1 protein-coding gene is annotated in these 937 nt (G+C 63.0%); it reads right to left on the reverse strand.

What is annotated here, in order from left to right; genetic code table 11:
* Positions 1-449: 449 nt before the first annotated feature.
* Positions 450-635, reverse strand: a complete 186-nt coding sequence (locus tag FJV41_RS57025; protein ID WP_220137977.1) for a phospholipase D-like domain-containing protein — start codon at positions 633-635, stop codon at positions 450-452.
* Positions 636-937 lie beyond the last annotated feature (302 nt).

Genomic DNA, 937 nt, shown 5'->3' on the forward strand with positions numbered 1-937 from the left:
GGGGTATATGAGAATGCTGTCAGCTCACCATCCAACGCACCATTGGCGGTTTTTCCCGCGGGCGGCCTGCCCTTGCGTTCGGAAAATACAGCACTCAGTGAGAAAAAAACCGGAAAGTACAACACTGAGTGAAAAGCCAATACAGCGACATTCGCGTCGTGCTGTTCTGAGTTGTTGATTCCGCGAGCTGGCCGCTACAAGACCCAGAGCACCTCGACATCCCGGCGAGTCTTGTACTTTTCTCACTGAGTTTTGTACTCGCCTGGGACGCAGGAGGAGCCGTAAGCCGTTGATTTGGAAAGTAAAGTCAGGCATTGACACATTTCTCCAGAATGCCAATTGCTCAAATGTTGAGCAATCGACGCGATTTTTCTGGGATAGGCGATGTGGTGCCTATCGCTCTTCGACCTTACGCTGTAGCAGTACGGGCCGCGCCCGGCCGACCTCATTCAGGCCGTCGAACGTCGAGTCGTCCACGCCCACTGCAGCGCCGCGGCCAAGCGCCGCCCCAGCTCGTCGTCGCCGAAGACGAAGGTGCAGAAATTCAGGCTGTGCTGCGCAGAGTCCACCGTGGCCAGCAGGCCCTCCGGCGCCTGCGCGCCCTGCTCCTGGAAGGCGATGTGCGCATTGCGCACCGGTGGCGCCAGCTCCAGCCCCGCCAGCAGCTGCGGAGCCCAGGCGGACCCACGCGGGGGTGACGGTGCCGGCAAAGCTTGCGGCGGCGGGTCGGCAACCAGCCATGCCGGTCCTGCCGCCAGCATGAGGGCGGCAGCGCCGCAGCGGGCGCACGAACTTGCGCGATCCGAACATCAGGAACAGCGGCACCGCCGCATACGAGAAAGCCACGATCGCCAGCACGCAGCCCATGGCCGCCGATGGGTGGCGGCGCTGGCGGCCGATGCGCGCGGCCATCACGTAGATCAGCAGGCCCACGGCC

It is taken from the genome of Myxococcus llanfairpwllgwyngyllgogerychwyrndrobwllllantysiliogogogochensis (assembly GCF_006636215.1).
GTDB classification, from domain to species: domain Bacteria; phylum Myxococcota; class Myxococcia; order Myxococcales; family Myxococcaceae; genus Myxococcus; species Myxococcus llanfairpwllgwyngyllgogerychwyrndrobwllllantysiliogogogochensis.